The 22091-nt window shown below is 61.0% G+C and carries 16 protein-coding genes and 1 pseudogene; 13 read left to right on the top strand and 4 right to left on the bottom strand.

Going from position 1 to position 22091, the window contains the following annotated elements:
* The first annotated feature begins 48 nt into the window (after window positions 1-48).
* From BGC09_RS06805 to BGC09_RS06790, 4 genes are all read left to right on the top strand, one after another.
* Window positions 49-585 carry a hypothetical protein gene (locus BGC09_RS06805; protein ID WP_069803137.1) on the top strand — a complete coding sequence of 179 codons (537 nt, stop codon included), beginning with the start codon at window positions 49-51 and terminating at the stop codon, window positions 583-585.
* 310 nt (window positions 586-895) lie between these two features.
* Window positions 896-1300: a hypothetical protein gene (locus BGC09_RS06800; protein WP_069803136.1), complete on the top strand. Its 405-nt coding sequence runs from the start codon at window positions 896-898 to the stop codon at window positions 1298-1300.
* A 136-nt stretch (window positions 1301-1436) separates the two neighbouring features.
* Window positions 1437-3068 (top strand): MFS transporter, encoded by a 1632-nt coding sequence (locus tag BGC09_RS06795; RefSeq protein ID WP_069803135.1) that lies wholly within the window; start codon window positions 1437-1439, stop codon window positions 3066-3068.
* Window positions 3055-3696 carry a TetR/AcrR family transcriptional regulator gene (locus BGC09_RS06790; protein ID WP_069803134.1) on the top strand — a complete coding sequence of 214 codons (642 nt, stop codon included), beginning with the start codon at window positions 3055-3057 and terminating at the stop codon, window positions 3694-3696. Before BGC09_RS06795 ends, BGC09_RS06790 begins: the two co-directional genes overlap by 14 nt.
* Before the next feature lie 198 nt (window positions 3697-3894).
* Here BGC09_RS06790 and sufB read toward each other — a convergent pair whose 3' ends face one another.
* The gene (gene sufB / locus BGC09_RS06785; protein WP_069803133.1) at window positions 3895-5301 is read right to left on the bottom strand and encodes a Fe-S cluster assembly protein SufB; all 1407 of its coding nucleotides are present in this window, start codon (window positions 5299-5301) and stop codon (window positions 3895-3897) included.
* Window positions 5302-5476: 175 nt separating this feature from the next.
* The gene (locus BGC09_RS06780) at window positions 5477-5905 is read right to left on the bottom strand and encodes a hypothetical protein (protein ID WP_141727666.1); all 429 of its coding nucleotides are present in this window, start codon (window positions 5903-5905) and stop codon (window positions 5477-5479) included.
* 505 nt (window positions 5906-6410) lie between these two features.
* Between BGC09_RS06780 and BGC09_RS06775 the strand changes: the two genes are divergently transcribed.
* From BGC09_RS06775 to BGC09_RS06755, 5 genes are all read left to right on the top strand, one after another.
* The gene (locus tag BGC09_RS06775) at window positions 6411-6797 is read left to right on the top strand and encodes a DUF2089 domain-containing protein (protein WP_069803131.1); all 387 of its coding nucleotides are present in this window, start codon (window positions 6411-6413) and stop codon (window positions 6795-6797) included.
* Complete coding sequence (locus tag BGC09_RS06770; RefSeq protein WP_069803130.1) at window positions 6781-7164, top strand: SHOCT-like domain-containing protein; 384 nt, start codon at window positions 6781-6783, stop codon at window positions 7162-7164. Before BGC09_RS06775 ends, BGC09_RS06770 begins: the two co-directional genes overlap by 17 nt.
* 175 nt (window positions 7165-7339) lie before the next feature.
* Window positions 7340-9157, top strand: a complete 1818-nt coding sequence (locus BGC09_RS06765; protein ID WP_069803129.1) for an SHOCT-like domain-containing protein — start codon at window positions 7340-7342, stop codon at window positions 9155-9157.
* A 398-nt stretch (window positions 9158-9555) separates the two neighbouring features.
* Window positions 9556-10551 carry a helix-turn-helix domain-containing protein gene (locus BGC09_RS06760; RefSeq protein WP_069803128.1) on the top strand — a complete coding sequence of 332 codons (996 nt, stop codon included), beginning with the start codon at window positions 9556-9558 and terminating at the stop codon, window positions 10549-10551.
* A gap of 435 nt (window positions 10552-10986) precedes the next feature.
* Window positions 10987-11955, top strand: coding sequence for an aldo/keto reductase (locus tag BGC09_RS06755; RefSeq protein WP_069803127.1), 969 nt, complete (start codon window positions 10987-10989; stop codon window positions 11953-11955).
* Between the two features lie 165 nt (window positions 11956-12120).
* On the opposite strand, the gene yedA is transcribed toward BGC09_RS06755, so the two are convergent.
* Both yedA and BGC09_RS06745 read right to left on the bottom strand, forming a co-directional pair.
* The gene (gene yedA / locus BGC09_RS06750) at window positions 12121-13161 is read right to left on the bottom strand and encodes a drug/metabolite exporter YedA (RefSeq protein WP_069803126.1); all 1041 of its coding nucleotides are present in this window, start codon (window positions 13159-13161) and stop codon (window positions 12121-12123) included.
* Window positions 13162-13631: 470 nt separating this feature from the next.
* Window positions 13632-15029 carry an FAD-binding oxidoreductase gene (locus BGC09_RS06745; RefSeq protein WP_069803125.1) on the bottom strand — a complete coding sequence of 466 codons (1398 nt, stop codon included), beginning with the start codon at window positions 15027-15029 and terminating at the stop codon, window positions 13632-13634.
* 798 nt (window positions 15030-15827) lie between these two features.
* Between BGC09_RS06745 and BGC09_RS06740 the strand changes: the two genes are divergently transcribed.
* The 4 genes and pseudogenes from BGC09_RS06740 to BGC09_RS06730 all read left to right on the top strand — a co-directional run bounded on the left by BGC09_RS06740 (window position 15828) and on the right by BGC09_RS06730 (window position 22032).
* A complete protein-coding gene (locus BGC09_RS06740; RefSeq protein ID WP_176728862.1) occupies window positions 15828-18659 on the top strand; it encodes a type I restriction endonuclease subunit R in 2832 nt (943 codons plus the stop codon).
* Window positions 18656-19111: pseudogene (locus tag BGC09_RS23605) on the top strand (restriction endonuclease subunit S); the annotation flags it as partial. The gene BGC09_RS06740 and the pseudogene BGC09_RS23605, both read left to right, overlap by 4 nt.
* A gap of 33 nt (window positions 19112-19144) precedes the next feature.
* On the top strand, window positions 19145-20362 hold the full coding sequence (locus tag BGC09_RS06735; protein ID WP_069803124.1) for a restriction endonuclease subunit S: 1218 nt from the start codon (window positions 19145-19147) through the stop codon (window positions 20360-20362).
* A 110-nt stretch (window positions 20363-20472) separates the two neighbouring features.
* Window positions 20473-22032 (top strand): class I SAM-dependent DNA methyltransferase, encoded by a 1560-nt coding sequence (locus BGC09_RS06730; RefSeq protein ID WP_069803123.1) that lies wholly within the window; start codon window positions 20473-20475, stop codon window positions 22030-22032.
* Window positions 22033-22091 lie beyond the last annotated feature (59 nt).

The following is a 22091-nucleotide window of genomic DNA, read 5'->3' as shown; positions in this document are numbered from 1 at the left end:
GCCTCTTCTTGCTCATGGCGGCAGCCATCATTGAAGGAGGAATGCTACATGTCTGAAGAGAGAGGAAGAGCACAGCTGCAGCCGCTGGTGAAGGTGATAGGGCAGATTGGGCCCGATACTCTCTTGTGTCTTGGGACCCTGGGCGGGGCTGGGGTCCTGCTCCAGGCCGAGACCTCTCTCTCCTGGTCAATAGGGGTTGTGCTGGTGGCTGGCCTGCTCGTGCTCAACTTGCTGGGGCAATTGCTGCTCTTTCTGGTGGCCTACAAGCTCCTGGAAAAAATCTGGTACAGGCGACGCCAACAGCCCTGGCTTCTTCGCTTTCCAACTGTGAGCGCGACAATACTGCGGGGATATATCCGCGCTATGGTAGGCGAGCTTGGCATTCTCTGTCTAGCCATTGGCTGCGGTCGGCACGGTCTGGCCTTACTCTCCATCTTCAACACCTCCTTTCCAGTGATGCTCATCATTGCCACGGTCGCGACGGCCCTCTACCGCCGGCAGGAAGCGCGCTCAACACTCTTGCAGGTCCTGTGCCTGGGCTTTGGCCTCCAGCTCCTGCTTGATCTCCTGGTCAGACTTCTCTAACCGCTGACTGACGATCTCGCGGGACTGTTGCCATAGGGGACCGCTGACGGCAAAAGCAGCTCCGCAGCTGCCTGAGTTGAATGAAGAGGGGCTACCCTTGAAAGGAAAGGGTCACATCGTTGTCTTGCGCTCATCTCGTCTGCATCGTCCTGCCCTCTTCTCCCAATGCCACCCCTTCCCGACGCCTCTGTTGGAGTAACCGACTTCACCTGCGTTTATAGTGAATGGAAGCCGAACAGGAGCGCCAGCGATGCCCGGAAGGCACCGCCCAGGCGCTCCGGCTGATCCGCATTGGAAAGGAGATAAGGGGATGGAACGCTCGGCTCAAGAACCGCTGAGCGATCGTCAGCTCGTGGTCTGCCGCTACTGGTGGCGGGAGGATGCCCCACCACTGGCCTGGGCGCTTCCTAGACGGATGCTAGTTGCTACCCTGGCTGGAGCGCTGATAGTCACTGTCCTCGCTCTTCTCTTCTTTGTCTGGCATCTGGAGATACTGGCCTCTATCTTGTTCGTCTTGCACTCACTCCTGGCAATCAGCCTCCTGCCGCGCTGGCAGCGCTACAATGGTCTCTACGAGGTGGATGCTACTGGCAGGCCGCGCGCCTTGGTCTCACATGCGCTGCTGCCCGGCCTGACGCTCAGGAACAGCATGGGCCGCAAAGGCTTTCTGAAGTACGTGCAGCAGCAGCAAGGGGCGGTACTCGATTGGCGCTGAGCGCGAGAGATCGTCGGTAGGTAACTCGCTTTCCTCGTTATGGATACGAAACTATGGCGTTTCGTATTTTGGTGTGCTATACTCCATAAAGAAACGATACCGTTTCGTATCTAAATAGGAAGCGAGGAATCAGGGCATGGATACCCTGAACAGTCTGGGATTGAGCCAGCAGGTCAGCGAGCGGCGCTGGTGGATCTTCGCCGTTGTCTGTCTCAGCCTGCTGGTCATCGTCATGGACAACACCATCTTAAACGTGGCCCTGCCGACGCTGGCGCGTGCGCTAGGAGCCAGCGAGAGCCAGCTCCAATGGTTTGTGGACGCCTACACCCTGGTCTTTGCTGGCCTGCTCCTCAGCGCGGGCAGCCTCTGCGATCGTTACGGGCGGCGGCTCGTCCTCATGGTGGGCCTGCTGCTCTTTGCGGGAGGCTCCCTGTGGGCGATGCTCTCCGGTTCAGCCGACCTGCTCATCGCCGCGCGTACTGTCATGGGGCTGGGGGCCGCTCTCATCATGCCCTCTACCCTGGCCATCATTGCTGCTGTCTTCAGCGGACCGGAGCGTGGGCGAGCCATTGGGGCCTGGTCGGGCATTGCCGGGCTAGGGATCGTGATCGGCCCGCTTGTTGGGGGCTGGCTGCTCGATCACTTCGCCTGGGGGAGCATCTTCCTCATCAACCTCCCGATCGTCTTCGTCGCCCTGGTCGGAACGCTCTGGCTCGTTCCCGAATCGCGTGATCCTGAGCAAGCGCATCTCGACCCACTCGGTACTCTGCTCTCCATTGGCGGGCTGAGTGCTCTTGTCTGGGGGCTGATCGAAGCTCCTCAACGTGGCTGGGGCGATCGCCAGATCCTGACGGCGTTGGGCCTGGCGCTGCTGCTGCTGCTGGCCTTTGCCATCTGGGAAGTGCGGACGCGCCGACCCATGCTGGACGTGCGCCTTTTCCGTAACCCGCGCTTTTCGGTGGCCAGCCTGGTGATGACCCTTACCACCTTTGCCACCTTTGGCGCGCTGTTGCTCTTGACCCAGTACCTGCAGTTCGTTGTCGGGCAGACGCCGCTGCAGGCTGGGGCGGCGCTCATGCCGCTCGTCCCGACGCTACTGCTTGGCTCCATCGTTGCTCCACGTCTCAGCGAGCGCCTCGGTCCCAAGCTGCCGGTAGCGATTGGGCTTTTCATCGTCGCCATTGGGGCTGGCCTCCTGGCCTGCATCCAGCAGGGCAGTGGCTATTCGCCCGTTGCCCTCATGCTCCTGATCACCGGTCTGGGCCTCGGGCTGGTCGCGGCGCCGGCGGCCACCTCCATCATGGACGCGCTGCCGGTGGCACGTGCTGGCGTCGGTTCCGCCGTCAACGACACCACGCGCCAGGTTGGGGGTGCGCTGGGCGTTGCTGTTCTGGGGAGCGTCCTCTCGACCGTCTACCGTGACGCCCTGCAGCAGCATGCTGCGGCCATCCTTGGGCAGTTGCCGCCCGTCCTGGGAGCAGCTGTACGCGACTCCATTGGCAAGGCCATTGTGGTAGCCGGGCAGCTACCGCCGCCGGCTCAGGCGTTGCTGCGCAGCGCCGCAGAGCGGGCTTTCATCGAAGCATTCGATCGCAGTGCCCTGGTGACTGTCTCCGTGCTCGTTATCGGGGCCTTAGTGGCGCTGCTCTTCCTGCCAGCGCGAGCCCGCCGCCAGGCTCGGGTCACTGATGCAGTGGACTTGACGCCTGCAGAGTCACCTACTACAATGAAGGCAAGGGAGGAAGAGCCATCTCATGATCATTCCTGACTCTGAGCCAGAATCAGCCCAACGGCGGCCTGGGCGTCCACGGAGCGCCCAGGCTCACATGGCCATCCTCCAGGCCACCCTGGAAGAGCTAGCCGAAGAAGGCTATCAGGGCATGACCATCGAGGGCGTTGCGGCCCGGGCCGGTGTCAGCAAAGCCACCATCTACCGCCGCTGGTCCTCCAAGGAAGAGCTGGTCATGGAAGCCGCCCATCGCATCTACACCGACGTTCCGGTCATCAACACTGGTCACCTGCGGCGTGACTTCATCGCCATCTATACCCTGGCCTATCGAGCGATCCAACAGAACCCGTTTCTGCAACGGCTGCTCTTCCGGGCCCTTGGCGAGGTCCACATCAACCCCGAGATCTATCGCGCCTTTGTTGAGCGTCTCTTTGCTCCGCGCCTGCAGCAGTTTATCGAGCTAATCAGGCAGGCCCAGGAGCGCGGTGAAGTGCGCTCTGATCTGGACCCCTGGCTGATCATCGATATGGTGGCCGGGCCGCTCTTCTATCACCTCATGCTGGGTCCCCTGGCGCCCTCGCAGCCGCAGCCCTTCAACGAGGCCATCATCGAACGGCTCATCGACACAGTCTTTGAAGGCATTGCCCCGCAGACCGCCACTTCCTGAGTCCCCTGGCTCCCGGCTGGCTCCCTCCCTGGCGCTGGCGAGCGCCCCCTCTTTCTTGAGCGCCGACACAGGGGTGGAGTTTTGTCCTCTGCTCGACGGGAGTGAGCGGACCGACAAAAAAGGTCATCGCCGTAGGCAGGCGATGACCCTTGACTGAGAGCTTCTGCTCCGTGCTGGGCGTGGGCTGGGCAGGTGAGATCAACCGACGCTGCCCGACATCTCCAGTTGGATGAGGCGGTTCAGCTCGACCGCGTACTCCATCGGCAGCTCCTTGGTGATCGGCTCGATGAAGCCGTTCACGATCAGCGAATAAGCCTCCGACTCGTCCAGACCGCGGCTCATCAGGTAGAAGAGCTGATCCTCACCGACCTTCGAGACGGTAGCCTCGTGGCCGATCTCCGTCTCATTATTCTCGATCCGCATCGTCGGATACGTATCGGTGCGGGCCTGCTCATCCAGCAGCAGGGCGTCGCAGCGCACGCTGCACTTCGTATGGTGGGCCTCCGGATTGACGCGCACCAGTCCGCGGTAAGAGGCGCGGCCCGTGCCCTTCGAGACCGACTTCGACAGAATCTGCGAAGTTGTGTATGGGGCCAGATGGGTTACCTTCGCGCCGGCATCCTGATGCTGCCCGTCGCCGGCGAAGGCCACGGACAGAATATCGCCGCGTGCGCCCGGCTCCATCAGCAGGACGGCAGGATACTTCATCGTCACCTTCGAGCCCAGGTTGCCATCGACCCACTCCATCGTCGCATCGGCGTAGGCGGCGGCGCGCTTCGTCACCAGGTTATAGACGTTCTTCGACCAGTTCTGGATCGTTGTATAGCGCACGCGGGCGCCGCGCTTCACGATAATCTCCACCACGGCGCTATGGAGGCTATCGGTCGAATAGGTAGGAGCCGTGCAGCCCTCCACATAGTGGACATACGAGCCGGGTTCCGCGATGATCAGCGTCCGCTCGAACTGGCCCATATTCTGGGCATTGATGCGGAAGTAGGCCTGGAGAGGAATCTCCACGCGCACATTCTCCGGCACATAGACAAAGCTGCCGCCGCTCCAGACCGCGCTATTGAGCGAAGCGAACTTATTATCGGAGGGCGGAACGATCGTACCGAAGTACTCCTTCACCAGGTCCGGGTAGAGGCGCAGGGCGCTATCCATATCCATAAAGATCACGCCCATCTTCTCCAGATCCTCGCGGACCTTATGATAGACCGCCTCGCTCTCATACTGGGCCGTCACGCCGGCCAGATACTTGCGCTCCGCCTCGGGGATACCCAGACGATCGAAGGTCTCCTTAATCTCGGGCGGCACCTCGTCCCACGAGCGGCCCTGTTCCCTGACGGGCTTAATGTAGTAGTAGATATCGTCGAAGTTGATCCCCGAGAGGTCTGCACCCCAGGTAGGCAGAGGCCGCTTCAGAAAGAGGTCGAGGCTCTTGAGACGGAAGCGGCGCATCCAGTCAGGCTCGCCCTTCATCTCCGAGATCTGCTCCACGACCTCGCGGCTCAGCCCCTTCTTCGACTTGAAGGCGTAATTTTCAGGTACATGGAAGCCAGCGGTGTAGCTCGGCTCGGCAGTACCGAAGATTTCTTGCGTGCTCATCTCACATCACCTCAGTGTGGCGTCGAGACCCCTGCCTCACACATGAGGAAACAGCGCCACCTCGATTAATCCTTACTCTAATACTCGGATTTGCTCCTCTAATTATACGGCCCATTGTGACGGCCTGTCAAGGCCAGTTTGATGAGAGCCGGCAGGCCGTCACGCCTTGCTGGTCCTAGCTTGCCGTCTCAAACAGATAGACGTGAGCGGTGCTGGTAGCAAAAGAGGCCAGCAGGTGGTAGTGAGAGGAGAGCCAGGCGACGCTGGCCTGAGCGCGCTGAACGGCTGCCGCGTTGGGCAGCCGAGCAGTAACATAGAAGAGGCGCGCATGGTGCGCGGCGTAGGTGGCTAGGGCGGATGGATCAGTCGCCTGGCTGGCCTTCTCTGTACCCAGAGTGACGCGCGCGACATTGTAGGGCAAGAGAATGGTGTGCCAGAGCGTGGGCAACGATTGTGAGGCCCGCGAGACCGAGAGCAATTCGTCGAACCAGAGGCTAGGCGTACCAAGATGGTACAGGCCCAGAGCCAGAGCCACCAGGGCCAGTAACGTAGCCCAGATTCCCTCACCGCTCAACAGAGGCCGGTAAGGGGAGAGGCTTCTCATAAAGAAACCAGGTCTTCGCTCGTAGAAGGAATGCGATAGAGAGATGCTTTCAGAAGGAGCGGTCCTCAAGAACGCTTTAGAATGAGAGCAATCAGTGTCTTCCATAGCTACGCTCCTGAAGAGAGAGCTAGTCGCCAGGCTGGACGAGGAGCATGCTGTGCCGGAGGAATGGGCAGGGGCCGCTTTCACCCGACTCTGCCGGGCGGCTTCGCAAAGTGTGACGGGTTAAGCAGAAAGCAGTAACATGTATTGCCCAGGTATAAATACTTAGTTGTCGGTCTTTTGCTCATCCTGGGGGGTGTGAGGGTAGAGATGGCATCATCAATGGTATATCTCTCCATTTTTGGGGTGTATTTTGCCATATTCATTGACGAAATTGAGCGACTGTGCTAAAATCATGAGCAGAAACGCATAGCCATTCCCGAACTGGGCCGGTGGTCCATATGGGAAATTGGATTCAGGAGGTCCGGGGCGAGAAGATGGTCCCGGTGAAGAAGAGAGAAGCATGCACAGGCTGATAACCAGAGACCCGGTGAGCGGCGGCGAGCTGATCGTGACGCGCCTGGAGTGTCCTGAGAGCGGCGTAGTGATCGAGGGGCGTTTTAGCCTTGGGTGGATTGGGCGTCTTACTCCCGAGCAGCTCGATTTTGTGGAGCGCCTGGTTAAGAATCGCGGCAATATTCAGAAGCTGGCCAGTGAGCTGGATATTGCCTACAACACGGCGCGCAGCCGTCTGGATGAGATTGTGGCTGCTCTTGGGGGGCCGCCCGAGAGCGAGCCTCGTCCCAGTGTTGATCGACGCGCGATTCTGGATCGCCTGGCCGCGCGCGAAATTACAGTTGAGGAGGCCATGCGCCTACTGCGAGGTCAGTCAGATGCCAGTTCCCGCTGAAGAGCGCGATCGCATTCTGCGTTTGATTGAGGCTGGTCAGGTCAGTGCTGCTGAGGCTGCTCGCTTGCTCGATGCCCTGGCATCGCCTGCGGAGGCCGTGCCTGTTCCGCGGGCCAGGTCACGCCAGCGCCTGGTACATATCCGCGTGACTGATCTGCTGCAGAATCGTCCCCGGACAAGTGTGACGATCCCGGTGGAGCTTATCGAGGTGGGTTTGCGTCTGGCAACTCGTTTGGCTCCTCAGATTAGTGGCAGTGCCCTGGAGCAGCTGCTGCGTGCCATCGCTCAGGCTTCCACAGGACGCCTGCTTGATTTCCAGGATCTGGAGGAGAATGAGCGCGTAGAGATCTTCCTGGAAGAGCGCTAGAGTGGGCGCGCCAGGTAGCCAGGTGCTCTCGTCTCTGGCGAGCCGATAGGCCAGGTCCTGGGTACCAGCTTACTCGACGAAAGATGATCTGAAAGGAGCGAGCGGAGACTGTGGCTTGCGCTGGCTGGTGCTCCGCTCGGTACAGGGGTTTTGTGTGCCCTGAGGAGGCTGCCTTATGCGACAAACGGTGAGTGTTGGACCCCAGCCACGGATCAGGGTGGACCGCATCAGTGGCGATCTCGTTGTGCGTCCCGGTGAGCATCCTGGTGAGCATCCTGGTGAGCTTCAGCGCGTGCTGATCGAGAGCGACCACGCCCTGGCGGCGGAGCTGGTGCGTGGCGGCAAGGAATGCCTGGTACTGGGCGATTGTCGTGGTGACCTGACGCTCTGGCTGCCAGCAGATGCGGCTCTCTCCGTGGGCTGGCTCGCTGGGGACGGAGATATTCAGGGCATTCGGCTCTGTGAGCTGGAAGAGGCGCGTGCGGATCTGGCGGTGAAGCGTCTGAGCGAGGCGCTGGTTCTCGGGCGCGTTGCGGGAGATCTGCGCGTGCAGGAGGTACCGCTGATGCGCGTGCGCGGCGAGATTGGCGAGGGCCTGGTCAAAGAGGTCGAGCGGCTGGAGATGTCCTCGGTGGGCGGCGATCTTGTAGTGGAAGGCGGCGGTACGGTCCTGCTCGGCTCCGTTGGTGGCGATCTGCGCCTGCCCGCTGTTGCCAGCTCATTACGCTGTGGGCGTGTTGGTGGCGATGCCCAGGTACAGGGGGGGACTGATACGAAGGTGGTACTAGGGCAGATCGGGGGCGATCTGGAGCTGCTCGGCGCTGCCCAGGTCTATATAGGCGGCATCGAGGGCGACGCGGTGCTGCGCGATATCAGCGGTGAGGTGGAAATCGGGCGTATCAGTGGCGACCTCGATTGTCGCGAGGTAATGGGCCAGATGAGGGTGAGTCAGGTGGTGTCGGATGCGGTCCTGAAGAAGATCCATGCTTCTCTGGAGATGGGGACCGTAGAGGGCGATCTTTCGTTGCAGGCAGACTTTCCGCCAGGCTCATTCACGCGCTTGAATGTAAGTGGCGATGCGGTGCTCTCGCTGCCGGCGCAGGCTAATCTTACCTTGCGGGCCGTGGTCGGTGGGAGCGTCAGTGGCGCTGGTCTCGGCCAGGAGCGAGGTGAGACACGCCTGCTCTCGCTGGTTTATGGCTCGGGGGAGGCCCAGGTGGAGCTGCGCGTTGGTGGCAATCTGCGCCTGCAGGGGGGGGATCATCCCCGTGCCGATGAGGGACCTTGGCGCTCCTTGTTATGGTCTTGGGAGGACTTTGAGCAGGAGATGAAAGCTTTCGGTCGGACCATGACTACCCTGGGTCAGGAGCTGGCCCGCGAGATGACGCGCCTGGCTCAAGACCTGGCCCGCGAGCTGGCTGGGGCTGGAGTAGAGTCGAGCGCCCGCTGGTCTGAGGAGGTACTGCGCATGCTGGAGGAGCAAGCACGGCGTGCACAGGAGCGGGCCTCGGCCTGGGAGCGCCGCTTTGCCCGGTTCGGGCCCCAGCGTGGGGGATCGCGAGTGCGCCTGCGCTTTCAGGAACATGAGTGGCAGATGGACCCGGAGCGTCTCTATCGCATGCTCGATCAGGCTCAGCGGGCTGCTGCGGAAGGAGTAGCGGGGGCAATGGAGGCCGTGGAGCGGGCCTTGCGCAATCTGGGCCTGGTCTCATCGGCTGAAGAGCGCTGGCAGGCTTCACCGCCACCTTCGAGCGGATCAAAGGAGAGAACAGAAACACCCCCCATGCGGCCCGCGGCATCCTCGGCTGAGCAACCTGGTTCGCAGCCAGCAGTGTCCTCCCAGGCAGCCGCGGAGTCCGTATCAGATCCCGCCCCAGTTGCCGCCGTCGAGCACGAGCATGAGCGCGAGCGCGAAGCGATTTTGCGCATGATAGCTGAAGGCCGGCTTTCTCCTGAAGAGGGCGATATGTTGCTGGAGGCCCTGGGCGCCTGAGCTGGATAGGGACCGGCTTCGGCAGCGTGCAAGGCTGGCGAGCCGTTGCCGGGTCCCTGTCCAACGACTCAAGAGTCCCTGGTTTTGGGGACAACCTGGCCTGCTGGCTTGTTTGCTTCTCTGCTTCTCTGCCGCTGGGTAGCGCTTTCGCTGGCCTCTTCTCACTATTTAGATAGCCTAAATGCCGCTTTTCGGACCTTGAGTCTGCACAACTATCGTTCTCCACTGGGCGAATTGTGGTATAATTACAACCGCTGTCAATATTTCTGACCACGCGGAGCCGCTGCGAGAGGGGATTGTTTTACCACTGGCACCTGATCCGAAGGATCTCAGTTTTTGCTATCACCTGAGAACGCGATCTGTATCCACCCACTATTTCAAAGGACCAAGGTAGTTAGATGCAACAGAGCCGAAACTGGCGGGAACTGCTGGCAAGCCTCATTAGTGACCCGCGGCAGAAACAGACGCTGGCCAACAAGTTGGGAGTCACGCCGCTGACCCTGACACGCTGGGCTGAAGGGGAGTCACAGCCCCGTCCTCAGAATCTGAGGTTGTTGGCTGAAGCTCTCCCACAGTATCGTGCGGAGCTGCAGCAAGCGTTCGGTGAAGAGTTTGGCCTCGCCAATCTAGGGGAGCCAATGCTGGAGCTGGAAGAGGAAGAGATCCCCTCGGCCTTCTATGCTCGTGTCCTCAATACCCATGCCACGGCGCTGGCCATGCTGCGCTTCTGGTCCATCGCCAGTCTGATCCTCCAGCAAGCGATTGGACAGCTTGATCCCCATCAGGTTGGCATTGCGATCACTGTGGTACAGTGCATGCCGCCCTCTGGCCCCAATGGCAAAGTGCGCAGTCTGCGCAAGCGCGTTGGTATTGGCACTGGCCCCTGGCAGAGCAGCGTTGAGCAGAAAGCTGGCTTTTTGGGAGCGGAGTCGCTCGCCGGCTATACGGTGGCCCAGGGGCGGCTGATTGTCATCCAGGACCTGATACGCGATCAGGGTTACTATCCTGCGCGCCCGATCGAGGGAGAAGTGGGCTGTGCCATTGCGCCCATTCTGCGCTCCAGCTGTGTGGCTGGGGGCCTGCTCGTCTCCAGCACGCGACCTGACTTCTTCTCGCCTGGACGCAGTCGGCTGGTGCAGGAGTATGCCGATCTCCTGGCACTGGCCTTTGAGCCTCTTGAGTTCTATGAACTGCAGCTGATTGATCTGCAAACCATGCCTCCCTCACAGGTGCAAGAGGAGCATTTCAGACATTTCCAGCGACGAGTCGCGGCTTTGATGCGCGAGGCTGCTTTGAATGACCGTCCGCTGAAAGTGACACAGGCGGAGCAGCTGGTCTGGCAGCAACTGGAGGAGGAACTACTGGGGCTGCCAGTGCCAGACGTGCAGGAGTGAGGCCAGGCCAGGGGAGTACAGCCGGGGCGTGCTCCTGCTGTCCTCCTGCCGCGCCCACCCCTTCCCTTGCTCCTTTGTGCGTGACTCTAAGTGTTCGCCAACTTCACCCTCTGGCTGACCGCTCTGTCAGTCGGTAGTGGCTCCGGAGCGCTGTGGTCTAAAAGTGCGAGAAATTTGCCTTCCTCTTGTTCCTTGCTGTAGGGCAGCTATGAGCGAGGCATCCTTCAGCCCATGAATCACGGAGAGTAGCGCCTCTGGCAAACGACGGCTGGCGGCCTCCCCGCGGCATTCCATTCCCTACAAACAGGCTCTTTGCCTGAGTTTGCGTTACGGGTCTCCTTTGGAATAAGATGAGAAGGCCAGGGGCTGTGAGGGCCTTCTGAGCACCTACCACAAAGCAGTTGAGATGGCGAACAGGTTGCGGAAGGAGTGTCTATGCAGAAGCGACGCTTAGGGAACACCGACATGGAAATCACGCCGCTGGGGCTGGGGACATGGGCGATTGGAGGCGGCAACTGGACCTTTGGCTGGGGTCCACAGGATGATGCGGACTCGTTGGCGGCGATTCATAAGGCTTTAGACCTTGGGATCAATTGGATCGATACAGCGGCGGCCTATGGCCTGGGGCATTCGGAGGAGATTGTCGGGCGAGCCGTGCGCGAGCGCAGTCCCAACGAACGCCCGTACATTTTTACAAAGTGCTCGCTGGTCTGGGATGAGAGCAGCAATGGGCAGGTACGCAATGTGCTCAAGGCCGATTCGATTCGCCGCGAGGCCGAGGCGAGCCTGCGCCGTTTGGGCGTCGAGGCCATCGATCTCTATCAGATTCACTGGCCGGTGCCCGAAGAGGATATCGAGGAGGGCTGGAGCACACTCGCCGAGCTGCAGCGCGCCGGCAAGGTACGCTATATTGGGGTCTCAAACTTCAATGTGGCCCAGATGGAGCGGGCGCGGGCCATTGCTCCCATCAGTTCGCTGCAGCCGCCCTACTCTCTGATCCATCGTGAGATTGAAGAGGAGATTCTGCCCTATTGCCAGCAGCATAATATCGGGGTGATCGTCTATTCACCGATGGCTTCGGGCCTGCTGACAGGGCGGATGACCAAAGAGCGGGTGGCGGCCCTGCCCGATAACGACTGGCGCAAGCATCACCCCGATTTCCAGGAGCCGCGCCTGTCGCGCAATCTGGCTCTGGCGCAGCTCCTGGGCGATATCGGCTATCGCTATGGGCGCACGGCGGGCGAGGTGGCGATCGCCTGGACGCTGCGCCATCCAGCGGTGACTGGGGCGATTGTGGGGGCGCGCCGGCCTGAGCAGGTCAGCGAGCTGATCGGTGCGGCGGAGTTCCGTCTCTCTCCGAGCGACCTGGAAGAGGTCGACAATTTCCTGCGCGCCAATCCCTGACTGACCTCTTGCTGAGGAGAAGCCTCTCCCGGCAGCGAGGCCAGGCCGGCCTCGCTCGCCGGTGATTATCTATTTTCTCTCTCTTTTTGCTCTTTGTCTCCTGATCTCTTCTTCTTCTTCTTCTCCTCCTCCTCCTCCTCCTCCCTCGCTCTGTTCGGCTCCCGGCTAGCGGTCGGCTTGTGCCCGTAGTGAGCTGATCTGCTGTGGCTCGCTCTGGCTGTCGAGGACGCTGGTGGGCTGCTCGATGTCGCTGGCAGGAGGAGCTGGACGTGGCTGGAGCGAGATGAGGGCGACGCTGCCCAGGATGATGAGCATGGCCAGCAGTTCGAGCAGCGAGACCTGCTCGTGGGCAAAGAGAGCGCCCAGGAAAACGGCGACCAGAGGATTGACATAAGCGTAGCTGGTGGCGAGAGCGGGCCGCACACGGCGCAGCAGATAGCCGTAGGCACAGTAGCCGAGCAGGGAGCCGGCGCCGACCAGATAGACGATCGCCAGGAGTGCGCCCGAAGCCGGCGGCAGGCTGGGACGTTCTCCTAGTAGCAGGCCGATGGTGAGCTGGGCCAGGCCGCCAGCCAGCATCTGGGTGGCGCTGGCCATCAGGCCGGAGGCCAGTGGCAGGCGCGCGCTCCAGACGGAGCCAAGCGACCAGCAGATGGGGGCGATCAGGAGGGCAATGGCCCCCTGGGGATTGGCTCGCAGGCCGCTCTGCAGGTTGAGCAGGATGACACCGGCGAAGCCGACGAGTAGGCCGAGCCATTCGAGGCGTCGCGGCCAGCGCCCACTCAGGCCGGAGAAGAGCGCGGTCCATAGCGGCACGGCGGCCAGGGCAATGGCGGCCAGGCCACTGGCGACCCACTGCTCGGCAAAGGCGACCATACCGTTGCTGCCAACCAGCATGAGAACGCCGATGCCGGCTCCGGCCAGCCACTGGCGCAGGCTGGGCCGCGGCTCGCCGCGCAGGCGCAGGAAGAGATAGAGCAGGATGCCGGCACAGACGAAGCGTAGGCCGCCCATGAGAAAGGGCGGAAAACTGGTGAGCGCCTGGCGCATGCCCAGATAGGTGGAACCCCAGATAATATAGAGGGCGAGCAGGGCCAGGATGATGCCCAGGCGATCGGCAGGGCGCAGGCTGCCCGGACGCTGGCGGGCTGCTGCGGACCCTGACCGCTCAGGACCACTGGCGAATGCTAGGCGATCTTTACTCACAAAGGTCTTTATTTGTTCTCTTTGCATAGCTCTTCACAAATATACTGCTGATAAGATGAAAAACAAGCGAGACAATAAACTGGTGCATCATAGATTAACTGGCGTCACAGGGCGGGAAGTGGCTCGCTCCGTGGCGTAGCTGCTGCTAGCCTGTCTGGCTGACTGGATCGGAGGTGAAGGGCGGGTGTCCGGGTCCGATCGGGATCGCTGGCAAGAGTGCCAGCAAAAATTTTATCTGCCTGGGGGCCGATTGGCTACAGCCAATGGGGGGCAGACGGGGGTGGATTGGCTCTTGCCGTGGTTGGGGCGCCAGTTTGATCTGGTCTGCAGGCTTCACGCTCGCTAAGCGGAGAAGGAGGGAATGGAAGTCAATGACGAGCGACGTGCAGTCCGAGGATGCTACTCGCCTGGCCTGCGCGCCGCTTTTGACTTATGCTGGTCTGAGGCCCTAGGTCTGCAGGAAGGTTGACCTAGAGAGCAGGCTGGATGTTCTGATTGATGCGGAACAAGTTAGCCGGATCGTAGTGCCGCTTCACCTGGCTGAGTCGCTGGTAGTTCTCGCGGTAGGCGGCGCGGACACGCTCATCGCCTTCCCCCTCCATCATGAAATTGATGTAGGCTCCGCTTTCGGAGTAGGGATGCAGCGCTGTCCAGTAGGCACGTGCCCAGTCAGTAATCGTCTTCTTCTGGGCGGGGTCTGGGCTGACTCCCACGATCACCTCGGCCCAGGTGGCATCGCGGTAGCTCCAGGCGGTGGCGTTATTGCTCACGCGGCTGGCGGCCCCATTCACCGGGTAGAGATGCATCGTTGAGTGCAGCGTCGGGAGCTGAGAGCCGTGCTGCATGTGCAGGCGAATCGCTTCATCGCTCAGCTCTTTCACAAAGTCCGCTTTCCAATACCACTGCAGGCCAGGTGGATAGAGCGCGTCAAACATACTCTGCAGCGCGGGGAAGGGAAGTGGCCCTACGAGGTCCAATGCTGGCTGACGGAACTGGCGGATCGGCTGGAAGGTCTGTTCTGCCCTGTCCAGTGGCCCTGTGTAGCACCAGATCACGCCGCAGACCTTCTTATTGTGCAAATGCTCCGGGAACGGTGGGCCTGGCGGCACAGTCAGGAAGGCGAAGAAGCCGTTGAGATCCTCGGGGGCGGTCGTAATCAGGTTCTGGTACCAGTGAAGAATCTCGGGGGCCTTCTCTAACTCCCAGAGCATGGGGCCAGCATACACCGTGTCGACTGGCTGGGTGCGAAACAGGAAGGAGGTGACAACGCCGAAGTTGCCGCCGCCGCCGCGCAAGCCCCAGAAAAGATCAGGGTGCTGCTGCTCGCTGGCCACTACGACGCTGCCGTCTGCCAGCACCACGGTCGCTTCCAGCAGATTGTCGATGGCCAGGCCGTAGGTGCGCGTGAGGTGGCCCAGGCCACCGCCGAGTGTCAGGCCGCCGATGCCAGTGGTCGAGATGATCCCCGATGGCACAGCCAGACCGAAGGCATGGGTGGCGTGATCGACGTCACCCCAGGTGCAGCCGGCGCCGACGCGCGCTGTGCACCGGTCGGGATCGACGTGGGTGTAGCGCAGAAGAGATAGATCGATCACCAGGCCATCATCGCAGCTTCCCAATCCGCCAGCATTGTGACCGCCGCTGCGGATCGACAGCGGCAGCTCATGATCGCGGGCGAAGTTGACGGCGGTGATCACGTCGGCTATGTCGGCGCAGCGCACGATGAGGGCTGGCCGCTTATCGATCATGGCGTTGTAGACGCGGCGAGCTGCCTCGTAGGCGGCCTCGCCCTTCTGGATGACTTGCCCGCGCAGATTCGTCTGCAGGGCGCTCGCGTTGATCGCTGAAGACCTCTCCTCGATAGCCATACTTCTTTCGCTCCTTATCTCTGTCGAGGTCGATGCACTAAAAAAAAACACTCCGCTTTCCTGCAGACGTGGGGTGGCCTGGTCATAAGCAATTCTACTCAGTGCTGGATGGGGGAGCAAGCGCAAGGCTACCTACCTCGTTTGCATTGCAACCTGGGATGGGTCCTTCGGTCCTTCACAGGAGCGAGGGCCGTTGATCGCGCTTGCCGGCCTCGCGGACATCTCTGGGACCGGGCGTGCTACGCCAAGGGGAACCCGTGTGAGTGGGGGAGGACCTCCCTCATTGTGGGGGCCCCTCACCCGGAGAAACCTCCTGGGGCTGTTAGCAGCTCGCCGCCCGTTGACTGTTGTGCCAGTTCTGTGCTATGCTGCATTGCCTTACCTGTGCTGCTATGTGATCGTCAGGCTGTCAGGCGGTGGAGACCCTGGGGCGCAGGCTGGCCGCGCTCGACGGCGGGCGACGCAAGATCTTGTCTGGGCAGCCTTGCCTCTCTGTTTGCTCCATGCCCGACCCGGCTTCCTCCTCGCCTGATCTGCCACCCACAGCAATGTGACGGCCTGCACCACCTTCAGCCGGGCCTGATTCTGTTGGCTCTCTTCCGCCAACAAGCGGGCGGTAAAGAAACGTTCTGTGATTCGAAGAACAGGCAGGCGGTAATAACGAGATGAGCGATTGATGGGTGTTGCAGGCAATGATGGGCCTTTCTGCCCTGTGCTCTTTTGATGGATCTGGCTGAAGTGCAGAGGTAGAAGAGATGCGGGGCGTGAGCTGTTCCCACGAAGCAAGGAGTGAATGCAGTGCTGAAACCAGAGCAAGAGGCACGACAACAGATTGACGAACTGCTCCGTCAGGCAGGTTGGGCCGTTCAGGTGAAGGCGACTCTCAACCTGGGCGCGGCGCGCGGTGTGGCCCTCTGCGAAGCCTCGCTCAAGACGGGGGAAGCGGACTATCTTCTCTTTGTGGACCGCAAGGCTGTGGGGATCATCGAGGCCAAAAAGGTGGGGACCACGCTGACCGGGGTTGAGGAGCAGAGCAGCAAATATCGCCACGGGGTTCCTGCTGATCTGCCGGCGGCGCGCCTGCCCCTACCTTTCGTCTACGAGTCTACCGGGATCGAGACGCGCTTTACCAACTATCTGGAGCCTGCCGCCAGCAGTCGGCAAGTCTTTGCTTTTCATCGGCCCGAGACGCTGGCTGCCTGGCTAGAGCAGGCCCCCGAGGGGGTGCCGGAGCAGGAGAACGAGACGCTGCGCGCGCGGCTGCGGCGCCTCCCGCCTTTAGCCCGCACTGGTCTGCGCGACTGCCAGTACGAGGCCATCACCAACCTGGAGCGCTCCTTTGCCGATAACCGTCCGCGGGCGCTGATCCAGATGGCGACTGGCAGCGGCAAGACCTACACTGCTGTCGCCAGCGTCTACCGTCTGCTCAAGTTCGGTGGGGCACGGCGTGTACTCTTTCTGGTTGATCGCGCGAATCTGGGGCGTCAGGCGCTCAATGAGTTTTTGCAGTATGTGACTCCTGACAGCAAGCGCAGGTTTGGCGAGCTATACAATGTGCAGCTGCTCACGCATAACACCATCGATCGGGCGGCCAACGTTTGCATCACCACCATCCAGCGCCTCTACTCGATCCTGAGCGGCGAGCCGGAGCTAGAGAGCGAGCAGGAGGAGCGTTCGCTCTTTGATCGCGAGGAGGAGCTGCTGAAGGAGAGGCCGAAGCAGGTGCGCTACAATCCAGCGGTGCCTATTGAGACCTTTGATGTGATCTTTGTGGATGAGTGCCACCGCAGTATCTATCATGTCTGGCGCGCTGTACTCGAATACTTCGATGCCTTTATTGTGGGGTTGACGGCGACGCCCAATAAGCAGACCTTTGGCTTTTTTCATCGCAATCTGGTGATGGAGTATGGACATGAGCGGGCGGTGGCCGATGGCGTCAATGTCGACTACGGCATCTTCCGCCTGCGCACCGATATCAGCGAGCGCGGGAGCCGGATCGAGCCGCTCTCGGTCGTGGGTCTGCGCGATCGGCGGACGCGCGCCGTGCGCTGGGAGCAGCTTGAAGATGAGCTGGTTTATTATCCAGAGCAGCTTGATCGCGAGGTGGTCTCGCTGGACCAGATCCGTACCATTATTCGCGCCTATCGCGATAGCTACCGCCAGCTCTTCCCGGAGCGCACGAAGGTGCCCAAGACGCTGATCTTTGCCAAGGATGATAGCCATGCCGATACGATTGTGGAGATTGCGCGCCAGGAGTTCATGCCGGAGATTCTGCGCGAGGGATGCAGCGCTAACGATTACGTGCGGAAGATTACCTATCGGACGACAGGGGCGCGACCCGAAGATCTGATCACGGCCTTCCGCAACCGGCTGACGCCGCGGATTGTGGTGACGGTCGATATGATTGCAACCGGTACGGATATTAAGCCGCTGGAGGTCTTGATTTTTATGCGTCCGGTGCGCAGCCGGGGCTTTTATGAGCAGATGCTGGGGCGTGGGAGCCGGACGATTGATGAGACGGAGTTTCAGCGGGTGATGGGCGAGGAGGTGGGGAAGACGCGCTTTGTGGTGATCGATGCGGTGGGGGTCAGTGAGCGGGTCATGATCGATAGTGGGCCGTTGGAGCGCAAGCCGGGCCTGAGTCTGGAGCAGTTGCTTCAGGATATTGCGCTAGGGAAGTGGCGGAACGATCCCGATCTGCTGCGTTCCCTGGCGGGACGCCTGGGGCGGTTGGCACGGCGAGCGACGCCGGAGCAGCAGGCGGCGGTGATGGCGGCGAGCGGCGGTTTGGACCTGCGCGCGCTGGCCCGGCGCATTGTGGAGGCGCTCGATCCCGATGTCCAGCTAGAGCGGGCGATGGCTGAGACGGGGCAAAGCCTGCTGACGCCCGAGGCCCCGGAGGTGCAGGCGGTACGGCTGCGGCTCTTGCAGGAGGCGGCGGCTCCTTTTGATCAGCCGGAGCTGCGTCAGGCGCTGCTGCGCTTGCAGGGTCCGCGCGAGCAGGTGCTTGATGAGGTCAGCCAGGATCGGGTGATCGAGGCTGGCTGGCAGGCGACGACGGTGGGGGACGATCAGGAAGTGCTGGCGCGCTTGCGCCGCTTTATTGAGGAGTGTGCCCATGAGCAGCCGATTCTGCGCCGGCTGTGGCTGGGCGAGGCTGGCGAACCCTGGCGCGAGGCAGATCTGAAGCGCCTGACGGAGGCGCTGGCTGCGCCACCCTGGCAGTTATCCTTGCCGCGACTCGTGCAGGCCTATGCACGCCTGGAGCCGGGGCGGGTGCCTGGCCAATTTGGGAGTATGGAGACGGACTTGATTGCCCTGCTGCGCTATACTATAGAGCGTGAGCGCACCGGCGAGGCCGTCCTGGTGCCGTATCGCACGCTGGTTGAGCATCGCTTTGCTGCCTGGCTGGCGGAGGAGGAGGAGCGTCGCGGCGCACCTTTTACAAGGGAGCAACGGCGCTGGCTGGAGGCGATGCGCGATGCGATCGCCACCTCGCTGAGTATCGAGTTGACAGATTTCGAGATGGCACCTTTTCATCAGCTCGGTGGCCTGGGACGGGCCATATCCCTGTTTGGGGCTGATTTGCCCGCAATCCTGCGCTCCCTGAATGAGAGGTTGGCTTCATGAGTGCCGCTGCAACCACCGCCGCTAATGCCCACGATCAGACCCTGCCCCCAGGGTGGGCTTGGGTATGTTTGGGAGATTGCTGTACCATCATCATGGGGCAATCTCCCCCTTCCTCAGAGTACAATGACGAAGGGAAAGGATTGCCGTTTTTCCAGGGAAAGGCCGAATTTACTGATCTCTTTCCAGTGCCGCGTAAGTGGTGTACTAGTCCCCTTAAAGTTGCTGAGGCCGGCGATATTCTATTATCTGTTCGTGCTCCTGTTGGACCGACGAATATGGCTCCTTCCTTATGCTGTATAGGTAGGGGATTAGCTGCTCTTCGACCCGAAGGAAATATTTCCAATAGATATGTGCTTTATGCTCTCAGAGCACTTTCCGATAAATTTGCCGAATTATCTGGAGGAACTACTTTCGACTCTATTTCGGCTGAAGACATCAAGGGCTTTCAAATTCCTTTGGCTCCGATAGAGGAGCAGCGGCGCATAGTGGCGGCCATTGAGCGGCATCTGACGCGGCTGGATGCGGTGGTTGAGACGCTGCGCCGGGATCGCATCAAGCTTAAGAATGCGCGGGCGGCCCTGCTGCGCGATGCGGTCGAGGGGAAGCTGACCGAGGGCTGGCGGGCGAGCCATCCGGTGAGCGAAGACGGGCAGGCCCTGCTCAGGCGCATTCTGGCCGAGCGGCGCGCGCGCTGGGAGGCCGAGCAGTTGGAGAAGATGCGCGCCCGCGGCCAGGAGCCGCGCGACGATCGTTGGAAGCAGGCCTATCGCGAGCCGGCTGGCCCGGATACCAGCACGCTGCCGCCGCTGCCCCCCGGCTGGTGCTGGGCCACCGTGGAGCAGCTTATTACTCAGTTAAGTAACGGTCTTTCCCAGATGCCAAGCTCTGATCCAAGGGGTTATAAAATACTGAGAATTAGCGCTGTGCGGCCTATGTCTGTGGATCTAAGTCAGGTTAGATATCTGAGTTTACCACCTGATGAAGCAACTAATTTTACAATAGAAAATGGAGATCTCCTATTCACTCGTTATAATGGCAGTTTAGATTTTCTAGGGATAGTGGGCGTTGTACGCAAATGCTTTGAAGCCATTCTTTATCCAGATAAAATTATAAGAGCAAAAGCTACTCTTGGCGAGCCGCTTGTCTCTTACCTTGAATTTGCGATTAACACCGGCATATCGAGATTTCATATCGAAAGCAGATCACGTACGACTGCTGGTCAAAGAGGCATATCAGGGTCCGATATCAAACAGACGCCTATCCCCCTCCCTCCGCTTGAAGAGCAGCGGCAGATTGTCGCCGAGGTAGAGAGGCGGCTCACCATCATCCAGCAGGCCGAAGAAGCCATCGAGCGTAGCCTCAAGCGCGCCGAGCGCCTGCGTCAGAGCATCCTCAAGCGCGCCTTCAGCGGCCAGCTCGTCCCCCAGGACCCGCGCGACGAGCCGGCCAGCCAGCTCCTGGAGCGCATTCAGGCCGAGCGCGCCCGGCGCCAGCGTGAGAAAGAGGGTCGGCGCCCTGGGCAGCGCCGCAGCCGCATGGGAGCCGGACCGGGCGACCCATCCCTGTCCGGCGGTGGTCCTGGTGGCGTGGTCGGCTCCAACCCCCAGCCTCCAGAGCCGCTCGACCCCCAGCAGCTCGCGCGGCCCAGCCTCTGGGAAGCCGAAAGCGACACCGGCGGCGGCGAAGGCCGGAGCCAGACCTAGCCAGATCGGCGCTGCCGCCGTCCGGCCCGCCACATCACTGACCGAGCGGACCGTCCGACCCAACCGATTTTCTAGCTCAGCACCAACAAAAAAGAGAGCACGTAAGCACAATGAGCGACACACACAACGCACAATACATCGTCCAGCGACTCTGGAACTACTGTAACATCCTGCGCGATGAAGGCCTTTCCTACGGCGACTATCTCGAACAACTCACCTATCTTCTCTTCCTCAAAATGGCCCATGAGCGTACCCAACCGCCCTACAACCAACCGGCGCGCATCCCGGAAGAACTGAGCTGGGCCAGCCTGCTCAAACTGGACGGCGAAGCTCTGGAAGCCCATTATCGCCGCATCCTCAGCGAGCTAGGACAGCGCAACGGCATGCTAGGTATCATCTTCCGCAAGGCCCAGAACAAGATTCAAGACCCGGCCAAACTCCGGCGCCTCATCGTCGACCTCATCGACCGCGAACAATGGACCTCCCTCAGCGCCGACGTCAAAGGCGACGCCTACGAGGGCCTGCTCCAGAAGAACGCCGAAGACATCAAAGGCGGCGCCGGCCAATATTTCACTCCGCGCCCGCTCATCAGCGCCATTGTCGACGTCATGCAACCCAGACCGGGCCAACGCATCTGCGATCCCGCCTGCGGCACCGGCGGCTTTCTCCTGGCTGCCCACGACTACATCGTCAAGCACTACAGCCAGCAGATGAACCGCGACCAGAGGCGCTTTCTCAAACACGAAGCCCTGCACGGCTGGGAGATCGTCGATGCTGCCGCCCGCCTCTGCGTCATGAACCTCTTCCTGCACGGCATCGGCGACGACGAAAGCGAGCACTGTCCCATTCGGGTCGCCGACAGCCTGCGCAGCCATCCCGGCGAATATTTCGACCTCGTGCTCACCAATCCCCCTTTTGGGCGCAAAAGCAGCATCACCTACATCAACGAAAAAGGGCGTGAAGAGCGCGAGGCCAGCGTCATCGTGCGCGACGACTTCATCGCCAGCACCAGCAACAAGCAACTGAACTTTCTCCAGCACGTCAAATCCCTGCTCAAGCCCCACGGTCAGGCAGCCATTGTTGTGCCCGACAACGTCCTCTTCGAAGGAGGCGCCGGCGAGATCATCCGCCGCGACCTGCTCGACACCTGCGACGTCCATACCCTGCTGCGCCTGCCGACCGGCATCTTCTACGCCCAGGGAGTCAAAGCCAACGTCCTCTTTTTTGAGCGCAAGCCGGCCAGCGCCCGGCCCTGGACCGAGCAGCTCTGGATTTACGACCTGCGCACTAACCAGCATTTCACCCTGCGCTCCAGGCCGCTGATGCGGGCCCACCTCGACGACTTTGTCGCCTGCTATCAGCCTGGGAGGCGCCATGAGCGCGAAGAGAACGAGCGCTTCCGCGCCTTCAGCTATGAAGAGCTGATCAAGCGCGACAAAGTGAACCTTGACATCGTCTGGCTGCGCGATCGCAGTCTGGAAGATGCCAGCGATCTGCCAGCGCCAGACGAGATCATTGGCGATATTGTCGAAGACCTGCAGGCAGCCTTAGAGCAGCTGAACGCCATTATCGAGGACCTCAACGGCAACGGTAACGGCAATGGCAAGAGGAAAACAGAAGAGGGCCTCAATGCTGAAGAGAGCGAGATCACGATGCTGGTGGACGGGTAGAAAAGGAGAGCAAGCGGATAAGGTGCAGGTAAAAGAGCGTCCCGCTTGCTCTCAGGCTG

Source organism: Thermogemmatispora onikobensis (assembly GCF_001748285.1).
GTDB classification, from domain to species: Bacteria; Chloroflexota; Ktedonobacteria; order Ktedonobacterales; family Ktedonobacteraceae; genus Thermogemmatispora; species Thermogemmatispora onikobensis.
This window is presented reverse-complemented; position numbering and strand designations above follow the sequence as displayed.

Coding starts and splice junctions, on each gene's coding strand:
- BGC09_RS06805 (WP_069803137.1), top strand. CDS start 49: ATGTCTGAAGAGAGAGGAAGAGCACAGCTGCAGCCGCTGGTGAAGGTG.
- BGC09_RS06800 (WP_069803136.1), top strand. CDS start 896: ATGGAACGCTCGGCTCAAGAACCGCTGAGCGATCGTCAGCTCGTGGTC.
- BGC09_RS06795 (WP_069803135.1), top strand. CDS start 1,437: ATGGATACCCTGAACAGTCTGGGATTGAGCCAGCAGGTCAGCGAGCGG.
- BGC09_RS06790 (WP_069803134.1), top strand. CDS start 3,055: ATGATCATTCCTGACTCTGAGCCAGAATCAGCCCAACGGCGGCCTGGG.
- sufB (WP_069803133.1), bottom strand. CDS start 5,301: ATGAGCACGCAAGAAATCTTCGGTACTGCCGAGCCGAGCTACACCGCT.
- BGC09_RS06780 (WP_141727666.1), bottom strand. CDS start 5,905: ATGAGAAGCCTCTCCCCTTACCGGCCTCTGTTGAGCGGTGAGGGAATC.
- BGC09_RS06775 (WP_069803131.1), top strand. CDS start 6,411: ATGCACAGGCTGATAACCAGAGACCCGGTGAGCGGCGGCGAGCTGATC.
- BGC09_RS06770 (WP_069803130.1), top strand. CDS start 6,781: ATGCCAGTTCCCGCTGAAGAGCGCGATCGCATTCTGCGTTTGATTGAG.
- BGC09_RS06765 (WP_069803129.1), top strand. CDS start 7,340: ATGCGACAAACGGTGAGTGTTGGACCCCAGCCACGGATCAGGGTGGAC.
- BGC09_RS06760 (WP_069803128.1), top strand. CDS start 9,556: ATGCAACAGAGCCGAAACTGGCGGGAACTGCTGGCAAGCCTCATTAGT.
- BGC09_RS06755 (WP_069803127.1), top strand. CDS start 10,987: ATGCAGAAGCGACGCTTAGGGAACACCGACATGGAAATCACGCCGCTG.
- BGC09_RS06745 (WP_069803125.1), bottom strand. CDS start 15,029: ATGGCTATCGAGGAGAGGTCTTCAGCGATCAACGCGAGCGCCCTGCAG.
- BGC09_RS06730 (WP_069803123.1), top strand. CDS start 20,473: ATGAGCGACACACACAACGCACAATACATCGTCCAGCGACTCTGGAAC.